General features: G+C 71.6%; 9 protein-coding genes and 1 pseudogene. 5 read left to right on the forward strand and 5 right to left on the reverse strand.

What is annotated here, in order from left to right:
- Nucleotides 1–1,688: 1,688 nt before the first annotated feature.
- The 4 genes and pseudogenes from WMF42_RS42390 to WMF42_RS42405 form a co-directional block, all read right to left on the reverse strand.
- Complete coding sequence (locus WMF42_RS42390) at nucleotides 1,689–2,543, reverse strand: IS630 family transposase (RefSeq protein ID WP_437694430.1); 855 nt, start codon at nucleotides 2,541–2,543, stop codon at nucleotides 1,689–1,691.
- A 1-nt stretch (nucleotide 2,544) separates the two neighbouring features.
- Nucleotides 2,545–2,727, reverse strand: a pseudogene (locus WMF42_RS42395) (helix-turn-helix domain-containing protein); the annotation flags it as partial.
- Nucleotides 2,728–2,889: 162 nt separating this feature from the next.
- The gene (locus WMF42_RS42400; RefSeq protein ID WP_437688839.1) at nucleotides 2,890–5,964 is read right to left on the reverse strand and encodes a PEP/pyruvate-binding domain-containing protein; all 3,075 of its coding nucleotides are present in this window, start codon (nucleotides 5,962–5,964) and stop codon (nucleotides 2,890–2,892) included.
- Nucleotides 5,965–6,210: 246 nt separating this feature from the next.
- A complete protein-coding gene (locus WMF42_RS42405) occupies nucleotides 6,211–7,146 on the reverse strand; it encodes an AraC family transcriptional regulator (protein ID WP_061606146.1) in 936 nt (311 codons plus the stop codon).
- A 193-nt stretch (nucleotides 7,147–7,339) separates the two neighbouring features.
- Here WMF42_RS42405 and WMF42_RS42410 point away from each other — a divergent pair, with 193 nt between their 5' ends.
- Entirely contained in the window at nucleotides 7,340–8,410 is a 1,071-nt protein-coding gene (locus WMF42_RS42410; RefSeq protein WP_437688842.1) for an aldo/keto reductase, read from the forward strand.
- A 72-nt stretch (nucleotides 8,411–8,482) separates the two neighbouring features.
- On the opposite strand, the gene WMF42_RS42415 is transcribed toward WMF42_RS42410, so the two are convergent.
- The gene (locus WMF42_RS42415; RefSeq protein WP_437688844.1) at nucleotides 8,483–10,195 is read right to left on the reverse strand and encodes a glycoside hydrolase family 43 protein; all 1,713 of its coding nucleotides are present in this window, start codon (nucleotides 10,193–10,195) and stop codon (nucleotides 8,483–8,485) included.
- 140 nt (nucleotides 10,196–10,335) lie between these two features.
- Here WMF42_RS42415 and WMF42_RS42420 point away from each other — a divergent pair, with 140 nt between their 5' ends.
- From WMF42_RS42420 to WMF42_RS42435, 4 genes are all read left to right on the forward strand, one after another.
- Nucleotides 10,336–10,470, forward strand: a complete 135-nt coding sequence (locus WMF42_RS42420) for a hypothetical protein (RefSeq protein WP_437688846.1) — start codon at nucleotides 10,336–10,338, stop codon at nucleotides 10,468–10,470.
- 818 nt (nucleotides 10,471–11,288) lie between these two features.
- Nucleotides 11,289–13,031, forward strand: a complete 1,743-nt coding sequence (locus WMF42_RS42425; protein WP_437688847.1) for a PEP-utilizing enzyme — start codon at nucleotides 11,289–11,291, stop codon at nucleotides 13,029–13,031.
- A complete protein-coding gene (locus WMF42_RS42430; RefSeq protein ID WP_437688849.1) occupies nucleotides 13,028–13,834 on the forward strand; it encodes a PEP/pyruvate-binding domain-containing protein in 807 nt (268 codons plus the stop codon). Before WMF42_RS42425 ends, WMF42_RS42430 begins: the two co-directional genes overlap by 4 nt.
- Entirely contained in the window at nucleotides 13,827–15,224 is a 1,398-nt protein-coding gene (locus WMF42_RS42435; RefSeq protein ID WP_437688851.1) for an MFS transporter, read from the forward strand. The genes WMF42_RS42430 and WMF42_RS42435 overlap by 8 nt, the downstream gene beginning before the upstream one ends.
- Nucleotides 15,225–15,591: the final 367 nt, after the last annotated feature.

A 15,591-nucleotide genomic window follows, 5' to 3' on the forward strand; every position in this document is an offset into this window, starting at 1 on the left:
CTCCGCACCGCAGTGAGGCCCCGGCGGGGCATCGCGCTCCGCCGGGGCACATCGGTCACTCGCTCTGGATGCAGAAGCAGTGGGCCAAGCTCGGACAGAACGACAGCTCAGCCCGGCGGCTGAAGAGGCCGCACGCAACGAAGATCACGGCCGTTCCAGCAGCAGCGAGCGCTCGCGTGCTTTGCTTGCGACGCGTGGCTGCCCCGACTACCTTCACGGCGGGATCGCAAGCTCTCTCGCCGCCGCAGCACGGGCCCGGGATCCCTGGCAGGAGACGGCTCCGGACCGCGGCGGTTCTTTTTTTCTTGGACGAGATCCGTCCGCGACTTCCTTTCATCGTCATTACTCCTCTGAAGCGCTGCAAGTCGCAGCGCCAAACGCACTTAAGACATTCGCAGCGAGGCGCAAGATCCCGAGCGCTGTCGCAAACGCGACTGGGTGTCGCAAACGCGACTGGGTGTCGCAAACGCGACAGTGAGGCGAGATTGCCGCACTCGAAGCAGGGCGTCCGCCGCTTTCGACTGTAGGGATCCCGGTCATCTGAAGCGCCCCATAGGCCGCTCTCGAGCACTTCATAAAGTGACTATAGATCCAGCCGCACCGATCCACATGCTTCTTTCTGAAATCAGCTGTCCACGGATGCCAGGGCCATCTAAAGCGCGCTCTATAGCGCCCACGAGCGCGCTATGGTGCGCGCTATGGGGCGCGCTATGGGGCGCCCACGAGCGCGGTCTATAGCGCCCACGAGCGCGCTATGGGGCGCGCTATGGAGCGCCCACGAGCGCGCTATGGAGCGCGCTATGGAGCGCGCTATGGGGCGCGCTATGGAGCGCCCACGAGCGCGCTATGGAGCGCGCTATGGGGCGCGCTATGGAGCGCCCACGAGCGCGCTATGGATCGCGCTATGGGGCGCGCTATGGAGCGCCCACGAGCGCTCTATAAAGCGACTGGCGTTCGTCTTGTTGTTCAGTGCGAGGAGGCGGCCGAGCGGCGGCCGTTCAGTGGGTCAGGGGGTTCATCAACCAGCTGGTCGACGAACGGCCAGCCACCAGCGCGCGATCGTCCGTCGGCCTTCGCGACCGCTCCGCCGCCGGCCAGGTGGACACCGACGGCTCGAGTCCGAGTTCACGGGCGTTCACCTCGCCGCCGCGTCCGCTCGGCCGCGTTCGAGGACCTCACCAACGAGGTCGGCGGAGCTCGACCAGATGGACGGCGATGCCCCCGACCTCCACCAGAGCGAGCGGCCCCCTGCCGCGCGTGTACCGCGCCCCGCGTCGAGGAGGTCTCCGATGGCAGCGTGGCAAGCCTCATCGCGTGGGGTTGCTTACGCCGTGGCGCCCGGCGAGTTGGGCTGGCCAGGGGATCGCTGGGCTGGCGGGTGGCCTCTCCATCGCGGAGATGGGTGCGACCCGTCTTTTGATGGCGGCACGTCTATCGGGAGACGGGTGCGACCCATCTTTTGTTGGAGGCACGTCCATCGCGGAGATGGGTGCGACCCATCTTTTGATGGAGGCACGTCCACCGGGAGATGGGTGCCACCCATCTCCGGCATGGACGAGCCACTTCATCCGGATGGGCTCACGGCGTCCCGCCCGCCCCGCACCGGGGTGCGGGGACGGCCTCGGGCTTCCTGGGGGGCTCCTCCAGGGGATCGCGCGAGTCGTCGACCGTGTCGAGGTGGCAGGGCGCTAAATAGCCGATCCTGAATCGGCAACGGGCGAGCTGAGCACCGGCCGCAGGCTCGCGGTCGACCTCGGGTAGGGGGAGAGGGCCTGCAGGCAATCATCCACCTCCTTGACGAGTTCGTCGATGGTCGCGCACCGATGGTTGCGGGTGACGTTGTCGTGGAGCTGCTTCCAGACCCGTTCGATGCGGTTGTACTGGGGCGAGTACGGCGGTAGGAAGTGCAGCATGCGCTTGCCTTCCGTGGCCTCGACAAGGGCTCGGGTCTTCTTGCTCGTGTGGATGCCGAAGTTGTCGACGATGACGTGCAGCCGCCGATAGCGCCGATAGCGGCGGAGCAGCGCGGCCAGCGCCGCGATGAACAAGTCGCTGCTCTTGCGAGCGCCAAACGCCCACGTCAGCTTGCCCGAGCCGATCGTCAGCGCGCCAGCGACGTCGCGCTTCTGGTTGTTGCCGGGCGTGAGCACGCGCTTCTGCCGGCCGCGCCGCATCCAGCCGAGCCCGAGCCGCGGGTTGAGGTCGACGTCCATCTCATCGGCGTAGAAGGCGATCTCGTCGCGGGGCAGGCCACGGATCAGCTTGCGGATCGCGCCGATCTTGCGGCGCTCGCGCGACTTCGGCCACGGGCAGCGCACGAACGGACGGGGGCGCTTGCGCCGCGCTCCCAGCGCGCGCAACAGCCGACCGATGTGGCCGACGCTCAGGCGCAGCCCGGTGTCGCGTTGGAGCTGGCGCGCGAGCAGTTCGCGCGTCCACGTCGGCCGCGCCCAGCCGAAGTACCGGGGGCTCACGTCGAGCAATTGCTCCAGTCGCTGCCGGTGCGCCGCACAGACCTTCCGCTGACCATTTGTGCGCGCGATGGTCGCGCAGGCCCGAAAGGCCTTCGGCGAGGAAGCGCGAGCGGACCCGGCTGATCGTGGAGCGAGCGACCTGGAGTTGCTCCGCGATCGATGCCGGCGTCGCCCCAGCATCCAACCTCAGCAGAATCAGGCATCGGGTTCGGTAGGCCCCATCCCGCGCTTTTCGGGCTCGCTGCTGGAGCACCCGCTTGTGACGGGAACGAAGCCGAAGATCATTCTCCCCATCGGCCTCTCCTCCTCGTGGTGGGTTCGTTCACAGAGGCCACGAGCGTACGGAGAGGCCGACCTGCAAGCTTTACGTTCAAGTGCTTGGAATTGCTGGCGTTCCCGAATCAGGATCGGCTATTTAGAACTCCCGACAATCCCCCGGCGCCTCGAGCGCCCCGAAGCTGTACGGCCGCGCCTGCTTCACCAGCAGCCGCCGCTCCGGCCCCATCAGCTTCCATTCGATCTGCATCGCGTACAGCCGGTTCTCCCCTAACGGGTCCACCAGCGGCCGGTAGTGCGCGTGCACGGCCTCGAGCACGCAGCCGAGCCGCTGGATCTCCGGGAACGACAGCACCTCGCGCCCGCGCGACAGGCTCGATCGCGCGTGGTAGTCCGCCTTGATCGTGCGGGGCGGCGGCGTGTACACGATCTCGTCGCTGGTCACGCCGGGCGCTGGATTGGTCACCGACGCTTCCCCGATCTGCGCGTTGATGTAGTACTGGCTGTCGCGGATCGCGTCGAGCGCGTTGCGGCTGATGGCCACGCCCTGCGCGCGCTCCGATTGCCAGGCCTGGTGCACGAGCACCGCCATGGCCGCCCGCGTCTGCTCGACGTGGCCGAACTCGCGCTCATCGTAAGCGCGCGTGTTCCAGAGGCTCGACCACACAGTGCGCAGCGCGTCCTCGATCGAGCTCGACGTCGCGTCGAGCTCGCCGCTCGTCGACGTGTGCAGGCCCGCGCCGTTGAAGGTCGCCAGATCCTCGGTGTTGCTGCTGCTGCGCAGGCGCACGCGGTCGCCGCCGAACCGCTCCTCGATGGCCCCCGTGATCTCGCCCAGGATCTCGGGATCCACCGGGTGCGCCATCATCCGCGCTCGCACCTTCGCCAGCCCCTCGGCGTGCGCGTGCGGATCGGCGCGGAACTCGGGATCTTGCTCGAGCTCGGCCAGCAGATCCGCCGCGCCGCTCGCCTGGAAGTGATCCATGTAGTGCGAGAACGGGACCGCGAACGCCGCCGGCGGCACGAACAGCGGCATCAGATCGGGCGGGCAATACTGCCCCACGCTGTTCACCCGGTACAGCTCGGCCATGCCCGCCGCCTTCGATCCGATGCTGTCGCTCTGCGTATACGCGGCGGCGTCGAGCGAGACGACCCCGCGCACGGACAGGTCGAGCGCCGGCGCCAGCCGCTCGCCGGTGGGCTTGCGCGCCTCCCAGTAAGCGTCCGCCTCCTGCGCGGTCGCCTCGCGGAGGTCGAAGTCGGACGCGCGCACCTCGAGCCGCACCAGCTTGCCGAACAGGCCCTTGAGGCGCTCGTTGTCGCGCGCGCCGCGCAAGGCCATGTTCGGCGTCCCCCGGCCGCGCGCCAGCACGTTCACGTGCGCCAGCGGCGTCTGGAAGGCCTCGGTGATGAGGCCGCCCATGAACGCCGCCTCGTTCGGCACGTCGTCCGTCACCACGATCACGTTCGGCCCGAGCTCGGCCGTCTCCAGGTCGCGCGCCGGGACGAACACCAGCGTGCCAAAGCCCTCGGCCGGGTTGAGCGGCTGGTACGTGAGCCCCTTGTACGGCGCGTTCGGCCCGACCATGGGCGCTGTCCCCTCGATCGCGCGCAGCTCGGCGATCTGGCGCGCCGCCGTCGGCCGGATCGCCCACGCCTGCGGGTCGGGCACCGCCCGCATCGCCGCGAAGAACGCGCGCCGCATCTGCGCGCCGATGATCTGGTCGCCGGGAGAGAACTCGACCGTCTTCGTGCCGTTGGTGTGCTCCACCAGCGTGCCAAGGAGATACCGGCGGCCCTCGACGCTGAAGTACTCGGACTGGCTGAACAGCGCCCAGCCGAGGTCGAACTCCGCGTCCTGGGTGGGGTCGCAGCGATCGAGGTGCCGCCGCCTCTCGATCTGCTCGCGGATGAAGGTGTAGTGGAGCGCCCAGTCGCGCGTCCCGAGCAGGTGCACCGTGTCGTTCGCCGCCATGTCGACGACGAACTTGACGCCGGCCTCGCCGACCTCGGTGCCCCCCTTGGCCAGCTCGGCGAAGTCGCCGGCCGTCTCCAGCCGGCGCGCGCGTCCGCCCGGGAGCGCGCGCCCCGCCAGCTCGACGCAGCCGTCGTTCGCGGCGTCGGGGCTCGGCGCCTCGCAGAAGCGCGGCGCCCCGGCGGCGTCGGGCACGCGCGCCAGCGACGCGCCTTCGGGCCATGCCATGAAGTCGACGCGATCGCTCGGCGCCGGCTGGCCTGCTTGCCACAGCGTCGCCACGCCCTCGAACTCCGGCGAGGCCTCGAGATCGACCGTGTCGCCCGCGCTCACCGGGACGCTCACGCGCTCTCCGGGCCCGAGCGCGGTGGACGGCTCTGGCCACGCGAGCAGCACGCCCGTTCCCTCGTCGGGCAGCGCATTGCCCGGAGACGTCGCCGAGAGCCGCAGCGCGAAGCCGTCGAGCTTCACCGCCTGATCGCTCGCGTTCAGCACCTCGACGAACCCCGCCGGCCGCAGGGCGAGCTCGGAGATGACGAGCGGCCCGGCGACGGTCGGGAAGGGCTCGGGCCACTGGAAGGGCGTGAACCGGATGCCGTCGTCGAGGTTCGGCGGCTCCGGCGGATCGCACGTGTCGCCGTTCTGGCGCTCGGGCGTGGCATAGCGGCAGATCGACGGCTCGCCCGTGCCGTCGGGCAAGCGCGCGTAGCTCTCGGAGCGCGGCAGCTCCGGCACATCGATCCTGTCGGCGAGCTCGCACGACGCCGACCAGAGCAGCACGCGCGCGCCCGAGTTCGAGAGCTTGAACGGCAGGTGCAGCGGGCCCTGCTCGGGCGCGTCGTCGGCCCAGAGCAGCACCGTCCTCCCCGGCCCGATCGTCAGGCCCGGCAGCCGCGTCGCCTCGCCGGCCTTCTCGCCCACGTGGTACTGACCGAGATCGAGCGGGCGATCTCCCATGTTGATCAGCTCGATGAAATCATCCGTCTCGCCGAGCTCATCGACCCAGGCGCCGTCGTTGCCCGTCATCACCTCGTTGATGCGAAGGTCGCCGCTCGCCGCGGGCGCGCCGTCCGCCGGCACCGCGAACCCGCATTGGGGGGGCGGCGGGGGCGGCTGGGGCGGCGGGTTGTCCGGGCCATCCGAGCAGCCGGCGCCGATGGCGAGCGACAGCAGGCCCACCCCCACGCGCGCCTGGAGCGATCGATGCGCGTGGAGAGCGCGAGATGAAGTCGTCGTCATGCCCTCTCGGTCAGCATGCCGCATGCCACGCCTGACGGCGCGCTTTGCTGTGACAAAACATGAGCAAATTCATGCGTTTGCATGAGCGCGTCGCGTGCCGCGCGTGGGCCGAGCTGTGCCAGCTCCCGCGCCGTCCTCGTCAGGGGCGCGCGCAGCGAGGTGCGCCCACGACTCACGCGCTCCGATCTCGCGACAGGCGCGCGCTCCATCGCGCGGAAGCGCGGAAGGAGCTCCGCCGCAAGAGCCTCACATCGTCCTTCTCGTCCCTGCGATCCCGCCCGCCTCGCCACCCGAGGCCCTGAGCCGCGACGCATCCATCGCCGGGGGCGCGCCGAAGAGCCGCCGGTATTCGCGGCTGAACTGCGACGGGCTGTCGTAGCCCACGCGAAAGCCGGCCTGGGCCGCCTCGACCCCTTCGGCGACCATCAGGCGGCGCGCCTCCTGGAGACGGAGCTGCGCCCGGTACTGGAGCGGGCTCATCATCGTCGCTGACTTGAAGTGAGCGTGGAGCGAGGACTCGCTCATCCCTGCGTGGGCGGCGAGCGCCTCGATCGTGAACGGCTCGGCATAGTGGGCCTTGATCCAGCTGATCACGCGGGACACGCGCGCCAGACCGCCGCCGCTCCTGGCGATGTGCCGCATCATCTCCGCCGCCGGGCCGGTCACCAGCCGGTACAGGATCTCTCGCTCGATGAGGGGGCCCAGCGCGGCGATGTCCTCGGGGGTGTCGAGCAGCGCGACGAGGCGCGCGCAGGCGTCCACGAGCGCCGGCGTCACCTCGTGGATGCCGAGGCCCGCCGGGGGAGGGGCCGCGCGGTCCACGGGAAACCGCTCCAGCACGAGCTCGCCGAGCATGCCCATGTCGAGGTGGAGCTGGAGGCAGAGATAGGGCGCTGCCATGCTCGCTTCGATCACCGATCCGACAACCGGCAGGTCCACGGAGACAACGAGGTACCTGGCCGCGTCGTAGTCGTAGAGGCGACCCCCCAGGACGGCCTGCTTGCGCCCTTGCGTCACCAGGCAGAGCGACGGTGTGTACAGGGCCGGCATCGGCAGGGTCGGGCGGGACGAGCGGATGAGCGTCACCCGCGGGAGCTCGCAAGCGTGCATCCCGTCCGCGGCCGTGTGGCGCACGATGAGCGCCGAGAGCTCCTCCAGCCTTGCCCTACCGCTCTGTCTCACCGGCGTCGCCACGGGAAGCGGGCGATCTGACCTCGCCTGGAGGATCGTGCAAGCATCTCGGCGGTCCATTCTACCGGTGTCCTCCGCTCGTCCACCATGCTGATGGGACAGCGGGCCGGCGCGGAAATCGTCGGCTCACCCTGGGCGCGCCCGAGCGGGCGCGAACGCCCATCGAACCAGCGGAGTCTTTGCCATGACCCTCTCCAACGCGCTCGATCACTACCGCCTGCTGGGCCGATCCGGCCTGCGCGTGTCGCGCCTCTCGCTCGGCACCATGACGTTCGGCTCCGACTGGGGCTGGGGCGCCGACGACGCCGAGGCGCGGCGGATCTTCGATACCTACGTCGACCGCGGCGGCAACTTCGTCGACACATCGGTCAACTACACCAACGGCGCCGCCGAGCGGATCCTGGGCGGGCTCCTCGAGGGCAGGCGCGACCGGATCGTCGTCGCGACAAAGTTCACCATGGCGCGCGATCCCGGCGATCCGAACTCCGGCGGCAACCACCGGATGAACATGGTCCGCTCGGTCGAGGCGAGCCTCAGGCAGCTCGACACCGACAGGATCGAGCTCTTCTATCTCCACGGCTGGGACTTCACCACCCCGCCCGACGAGGTGATGCGCGGCCTCGACGACCTCGTTCGCGCGGGCAAGGTGCTCTATGTCGGCATCTGCAACACGCCGGCGTGGCGGGTTGCGCAGATGCAGGCGCTCGCCGACCTGCGCGGCTGGTCGCCGTTCGTGGCGCTCCAGATCGAGTACAGCCTCGTCGAGCGAACGGTGGAGCACGAGCTCATCCCGATGGCGGAGGCGCTCGGCCTCGGCGTGCTGCCGTGGTCGCCGCTCGGCGGCGGCATCCTGACCGGCAAGTACAGCCGCGCGGATCTGTCGCAGGCGAGCGAGGCCAGCGTCTCGGCCTCGCGGAAAGGGGTCATCGCCTCGTCCGGCCACATGACGGAGCGCGCCCTGGAGCTCGTCGAGGTGGTCCGCGCTGTCGCCGAGGAGACCGGAGGCACCCCCTCGCAGGTCGCCCTGGCCTGGACGCTCCTGAACCCCGCCGTTGTCGCGCCGATCATGGGCGCGCGCACGCTCGCCCAGGCCGAGGAGAACCTCGGCGCCCTGGCGCTGACGCTCACCGGGGAGCAGCGGGCACGGCTGGACGAGGCCAGCGCGCCGAGCGCCATCTTCCCTCACAGGTTCATGGCGCGCCCCATGGCCCAGCAGCTCGTCTTCGGCGGCGCGCAGGTCGAGCGACGCCGCTGACCCGCGCGCCATGCCGTCGACCCCGCGAGCGGGGCTGACGAAGCGCGCCGAACGCGTCCGAACTCGAGCGCGTCAGTCCGGGGCCACGCTCCTTCGGCCGCGCCGCCGGAGCCCCAGGGACGCCGCGAGCAACGCTGTCAGCACGAGGGCATTCCCGGACGGAGCGCCGCTCGCCGCGCGGCAGGCACAACCGGCCTCGTCGCCCGCTTGCCCGCCGGAGGTCCCCCCCGACGACGCCTGGGCGGAGGACATGGGGCCCGGGGAAGCCCCACCCGTACCGACAGTGGACCCTCCGCCGGAGCCGGAGCCGGAGCCGGCGACGGCGCCACCGCCGCTGCCGCTGACAGCGCTGCTCGTGCTTCCAGCCGCGTCACCTCCGCCGGCTCCCCCGCCCCCGACGGGCGAGAACTGCCAGGAGTTCACGTTGAAGAGGTACGAATCGCCGCCAGTGAAGACCAGGACCAGGTCGTGCACGCCGGTGGCGCCGTCGACAGCGCACGACACGTCGCTCCACGTCTGCCAGCCCCCCGTCGCGCCGACAGCGCAGGTCCCCACGAGCGCGCCGTCGGGTGTCTCCAGGTGGAGCTCGATGCTGCCTCCCTGCCCGGCGCTCGCGACGCGCGCGCTGAAGCTCTCCGCCCCTTCGCCGAAGTCGACCCCGCGGAGACGCACCCAGTCTCCGTCCTCGATGTTGGAGAGGTTCATCCCCCCCTCCTCGCAGGGCTCGGTCTCGATGCCGCGTTGCGCGTTGAAGGTCTCGGCTTCGACGCGCGCGTAGGGGTCGAGGTTCTTGACCTGCTTGAGCCCGTCGGTCGTGTAGGTCACTGGCACGATCGACCCGTCCTCCTTGTAGGTGAACGACTCGATCCCGAGGTTCCGGCGATAGCCCGGGGGCTCGCCGGCGTCGTTGGCGACGGAGCGATTGTGGTGGGCGTGGTACCAGGAGCCGCCGAACTCGAAGATTGCCGCGTGGTTGTTGTTGTTGTTGTTCTTCGGCGGCTGGGCCCCCACCGTGCCGCGGTGGGTGAAGCCGGAGGTGGGGCTCGAGCTCGTGAGGTAGTCGATCCGCATGCCGTTCGCGGGGTTCGTCGAGTACGACAGGTAGTAAACGCCGTTCCGCTTGTGCATCCAGGCGGCCTCGAAGAAGTACGGGATCGTGATCGCGGAGGCCGAGCCCGAGACGCTCACCATGTCGTTGTTCAGCTTGATGACGCGCGCGTTCTGCTCGCCGTTGCCGCCGAAGTAGAGGTACGCCTGGCCGTCGTCATCGATGAAGACCCCCGGATCGAAGAGCCAGATGTTCTGGCCCGAGGCGCCGGGGGTGCTCGAGGTGATCAGGGCGCTGCCCTTCGCGTCTCTGAACGGTCCGGTCGGGCTGTCGCTCTTGGCGACGCCGATACCTGATCCGTTGTTGGCGAAGTACATGTAGATGGTGCCGTTGCGCTCCACGAGCGAGGGGGCCCACGTGTTGGCCGCCCAGGAGGCGTCGCGGGGCACGCGGATCACTTCCCCGTGGTCGGTCCAGTTCTTCATGTCGCTGCTCGAGATGGCCACGAACGAGGCCATCTTGTAGCCGTCGTCCGAGCCGTCCGCCTTGACGTTGTCGTCGTCGTTCGAGCCGTAGAGATAGACGCGCCCGTCGTACACCAGCGAGGCCGGGTCGGCGAGGTAGCGGTGCGAGGCGACGGGGTAGTCGGCGAGCGCGGAAGGGCTCGCGAAGAGCCCGGCCAGGACGAGCGCGCCCCGGCAACAGGCCGTCGGCGTCAATTTTCGTGAGGAACGCATAATCACCTGATCGGTTGAAGGCCGGAGCAGTTGAACACGGCCGCTCGGGCGGCCTGCGATGCGCCCCCCGCGTGGCTCAGACGACTTCCGGACGAGACCGATGGGGTCCGGAGCGAAGTAGAAGGAGTTACGATGGAATTGTGAGCGTTCACATTTTGGGTGTCAACTTCAATCGACAGGTCTGCGGGTATCCCGTGCCGGAGGGGACGCTGGTCCTGTGGGAGCGCACGAGGATCGCGGGGCGCCGCCCGCCGGCGAGGCAGGTGATCGTGTGAGCGTTCACATTTGGGGGCGGGGCCGCGAGGCGGGCGCGGGTGGAGGCGAGGGTCGCCCGAGGCCGAGCTCGGGCACGCGGCGGAGCAGCGCCCGCCCGGAGACCTCGAGCCGCTCGGCCGTGCGCGCGACGTCGCCGCCGCGCTGGCCGTGAGGAGCTCCCCGGACTCGCCGAGCACCATCGCCCCCTGGCGCACGAGCGCGTGGCGGGGGAGGTCCTCGACGACGGCGCGTTGCGGCAGTCCACCGTCGAGGATCGGGGACGGGCGCGTGGTCGTCGGCGTGGGTGACCCCGTGTCCTCCGGGGGGCGGGCGCAGCGGAGGAGGGGCGAAGGCGAGGGCCGCGCTCTATCCCGCCTGGCAGACGTCGTAGCGCTTGCTGTCGCAATAGTCGCCGTCGCACTGGGCGCCGACCATGGAGTAACCAGCGCCGAACGAGAGGGCCCCGCCGCCCTCCTCGGACATCCATCCGGTCGAGTGGCAGTTGGTCGCGGAGAAGTTGCTGATACGAGAGCACTGGAGGGAGATGTCGTTGCACTAGTCGCCGCTGCACGTGGTCCCGGTGACCCAGTAGCCGTGGTTGCAGTACCGGTAGTCGGTCCCCTCCTCGGAGAAGTAATCGCACACGCGCCCACGCGTGAGTCCGCCGATGAACAGCCGCCACCGCGGCCGCCGGAGGGCTGGACCGTCGCGATAGCGACCCCTACCCTCGGTCGCCGACACGGCTTCGTGACCGCAGCGTCGCCTCGTTGTCGCCGTTGTCCCCGGGACGAGGCGGCGGCTCCCGCGGGCGGGGCGCGTCGGTCGAGGTGGTCCAGTCATGAAGAGAGATCCGAGCTTCACCGGCGTCAAATTCGAGTCCCCCGGCCCGGGCCCCTGGGAGATCGAGCGGGCGCATTTCATGCGGCCGGTCACCCGGTTCGCCGCCGAGCCGCTCACGCGCGGGATGCCGCGGGGGTTCGCCGAGGGCTCGGCGCGCTACGGCCTCCTGATGAGCCACTTGAAGCCGGCGGTCGTCAACGGCTTCATGTACTCGCAGCCCGTGATCCACGGCGCGCCGGAAGGGGCGAGCGGGCCGCCGCCGAAGCCCTTGCTGTGGCTCCTCCTGCGTCTGCACCCGGGGATGCGCGCGCGCATCCGGCAGAGCCGCCGGGTGTTCGAGGGGAAGCTGTGGCGCGAGGACCTCGACCGGTGGGATCGCGTCGACCGGCCGCGCGCCACCGAGAAGAACCTCGCCGTCCAGGCGATCGACCCCGCCCCGCTCGACACGGACGCGCTGGTCGCGCACCTGCGGCGCGCCCAGGCGCACATGGAAGACATGGTCTTCCTGCACCACCGCTACAACTTCGCCGCCGTCCTGCCGATCGGCGACTACCTCGCGCACGTCACGGAGTGGACAGGCGCGAGCCCCGGCGAGGCGCTCGCGCTCCTGCAGGGGACCACGCCGCTCGCGAAGGGCGTCGCGACCGAGGAGCTCGAGGTCCTCGCCGGGGCCCTGCGCGCGAGCGCGGCAGGCCGCGAGGCGCTCGCCCGGCGGGACGACCCGCAGGCGGCGCTCGACGCGCTCGCGGCCACGGAGGGCGACGTCGGCCCGGCGACGCGCGCTTACCTCGACCTCGTGCGCTTCCGCACGGTGGGCTACGACGTGTCCGACAAGACAGGCGGCGAGCTGCCCGACACCCTGGTCCGGGCGATCCGCGCCGCGGTCGAGGGGGACCGCGGCGACCGGGCGCTCGCCGCGCGCGACGCGAAGGAGAAGGCGCTGCGCGAGCGCGTGCCCGCGGCCCACCGCGCGCGGTTCGACGAGCTGCTCCGCGAGGCGCGCCACATGAGCCGGCTCCGCGACGAGCGCGCGCTCTACACGGACAGCTGGGGCACCGGGCTCGGGCGCCGGGCCGTCCTCGAGGCGGGGCGCCGCCTCGCCGCGGCCGGCAAGATCGACGACCCCGAGCACGCGGCCGACCTCGCGCTCGACGAGCTGATCGGCCTCCTGCGCGACCGGGGTGCGCCGTCCGCCGCGGAGATCTCCGCGCGCGCGCGCTGGCGCGCGACGGCGACCCTCGCCGACGCGCCCCCGTGGCTGAACATGCCCCCCGGCCCGCCGCCGCCGCTCGACGTCTTCCCGGCCGCCGCCCGCCGCGCGTCGCAGGCCGTCGAGGCGATCATGCAGAGCCTGTTCAAGGAGTCCGAGGCCCGGAACACAGCGACGACAGTCCGCGGCCTGTCCATCAACGAGGGCGTCTACGAGGGCACGGCGCGCGTCGTGACCGGCCCGGACGACTTCGGCCGGATCCAGCAGGGCGACGTGCTCGTGACGCGCGCGACGTCGGCGTCGTTCAACGTCGTGCTCCCGCTGCTCGGCGCGATCGTGACCGACCGCGGCGGCCAGCTCTGCCACGCGGCGATCGTCGCGCGCGAGTACGGCATCCCCGGCATCGTCGGCACGCGGGAGGCGACGGCGACGATCCCGGACGGGGCGCGCGTCCGCGTCGACGGGTCGGCCGGCGAGGTGACGATCCTGGCGCCCGCGCCCGAGCGCAGCGCGCGCGAGGCGGCGCTGTGATCGCGGGCCTGCACGAGGAGCTCGGCGAGGGGGATTTCGGGGGCAAGGCCGCGCAGCTCGGGCGCGCGCACCGGGGCGGGCTGCCTGTGCCGCCGGCCTGGGCGCTGTCGGCGGCGTTCGTCGAGCGCGTCGTCGCCGGGGAGGGCGCGGCCGCCGACCGGCTCGTCGAGGCGTTCCGCGCGCTCGGCGGGCCGGTGGCCGTGCGGTCGTCCGGCGTCGGCGAGGACGGCGCCTCGGCGAGCTTCGCGGGGCAGCACGCGACGGAGCTCAACGTGCGGGGCCGCGAGGGCCTGATCGAGGCCGTCCACAGGGTGCACCGCTCGGCGCGCACCGAGGCCGCGCTGGCCTACCGGCGGAAGCTCGGGCTCCCGCCGGAGCCGCGCATGGGGATCGTCGTGCAGCGGCTCGTGCAGGCCGACAGCGCGGGGGTGCTCTTCACGCGCAACCCGACCACGGGCGCCGACGAGCGCGTCGTCGAGGCGACGTGGGGCCTCGGCGAGGCGGTCGTCGCGGGCCTCGTGACCCCGGACGGCTACCGCATGGCCCGCGGCGGGCGCGTCCTCGAGCGGCGCGCGGGCGACAAGGACATCGCGATCGTGTGGGCCGAGGAGGGCGGCACGCGGGAGGTCGAGGTCGAGCCGGAGCGGGCCGCGGCGCTGTGCCTCGACGACGCCCGGCTCGCCGCGCTGGAGGCGCTGGCCGCGGCGTGCGAGGCGGCGTTCGGCGGCACGCAGGACATCGAGTGGGCGTTCGCGGGCGACCGCCTGTACCTGCTCCAGAGGCGGGCGATCACGCGTGGCTGAGGCCTCGTCCCGGGTGCCGGTGCGGCTGCTCGCCGCCATCGCGCTCTCCGCGTCGCTCGCGCCGCTCAACTCGACGATGGTGGCCGTGGCGTTGCCCGAGATGGCGCGCGACCTCCAGGAAGGCTCGGGCGAGCTCCGCCAGGGGCTCGTGACGAGCTACCTGCTCACGAACATCGTCCTGCAGAGCCCCGGGGGGAAGCTCGGCGACCGGCTCAGCCACCGGCGCGCGCTCGCGCTGGGCCAGCTCGTCTTCGCGCTCGGCGCCGCGCTCGCCTACATGTGGCCGGTGCTCCCGGTGCTCACGGCGTCTCGCGTCGTGATGGCCGCGGGCGCCGCGATCCTCGCCCCGAGCGCGACGGCCATGCTCCGCACGGAGCTGCCGCCGGAGGTGCGCGGGCGCGCGTTCGGCGCCTTCGGGGCGATGATGGGCATCGCGGCGGGCATGGGCCCGAAGGTCGGGGCGCTGCTCGTGGGGCACTTCGGGTGGACGTCGATCTTCCTCGCGAACGTCCCGGTCCTGCTCGTCGCGGCGGCGCTCGCGCGCACGGCGGCGCCCGCGCGCGCTGCCCCCGCGGACGCGCCGCCGGCTGCCGCGGGGCCCGCCGCGCCGCGGGCGCGCTTCGACATCCTCGGCTCGGCGCTGCTCGGCGCCTCGCTGATGGGCCTCGTGCTCGGCCTCGAGAACGCCCACCTCCGCTGGGCGGCCGCGATCGGCGCGCTGAGCCTCGTGCCGTTCGTGCTCTGGGAGCGGCGCGCCGCCGACCCCGTCATCGACTTCTCGCTGTTCCGGCGGCGCACCTTCATGGGCGGCAGCCTGATCATCGCCCTCCAGAACTTCGCCATGTACTCGGTCCTGTTCGAGCTGCCGCAGGTGGCGGCGCGGCTGTCCGACGTGGGCCCGCGCGACGTCGGCAACACGCTCGTCGCGATGATGGCGATGATGGTCGTCGCCTCGCCGCTCGCGGGCCGCGCCTCCGAGCGCTTCGGGGCGCGCGCTGTCGCCCTGATCGGCTGCTCGCTCGCCCTCGCCGGCATGGTCCTGCTCGCGGCGCGGCCGCTCGTCGTCATCACCGACGCGATCCCGGCGCTCCTCCTGCTCGGCGCGGGCCTTGGGCTCACGTCCGCGCCCTCCCAGGCCGCCGCCATGAGCGACGTCCCGCGCGAGCAGAGCGGGATGGCCGCGGGCCTCACCTCGACGATGCGCTACCTCGGCGGCATCGCCGGCCTCACCGTGCTCGGCCTCGTCCTCACCGAGACCCGCGACAGCGACGCCGTGCTGCGCGAGCACACCACGGCGATCACGGTCTTCTGCGTGGCGCTGCTCCTTGCGATCGGCTGCGCCCTGACCCTCCCGGGCCGCAGCCGGGCGCCGGCGAGCGCCCGGCTGTAACAGCCAGACGCGGGCGTCGGCGCCGGCAGGGCGCCGCGCCGGCGCTGCGCCCTCGCCGTGCGCACCTCGTTCGACGCCGTGCGTCCCTGTCGCTCGGCTCATCGTGACACACCATGGCCGGCGCCTCTGACCTGGTGTGGCACGCGCTGCGGCACACGTTGAGCAACTATCGAGATTCTCACGCGAAAGCGCGCTGGTACACAGGCTGCAAAGGCCCGGGTTCATGAGAACAACGGCTGGCTTGATGGCACTGCTTGTGTCGGGGCTTGTGGCGTGTGGCCCGAACCAGGGCGGGGGTGAGGGAGGGGGAGGCTCCGGTCAAGGCGGGGCGGGAGGAGGCGGCGGCTCGCGCCCCCTCGTCGAGTGC

Origin of the sequence: Sorangium sp. So ce176 (genome assembly GCF_051519835.1) — a bacterium.
Taxonomy (GTDB): domain Bacteria; phylum Myxococcota_A; class Polyangia; order Polyangiales; family Polyangiaceae; genus Sorangium; species Sorangium cellulosum_G.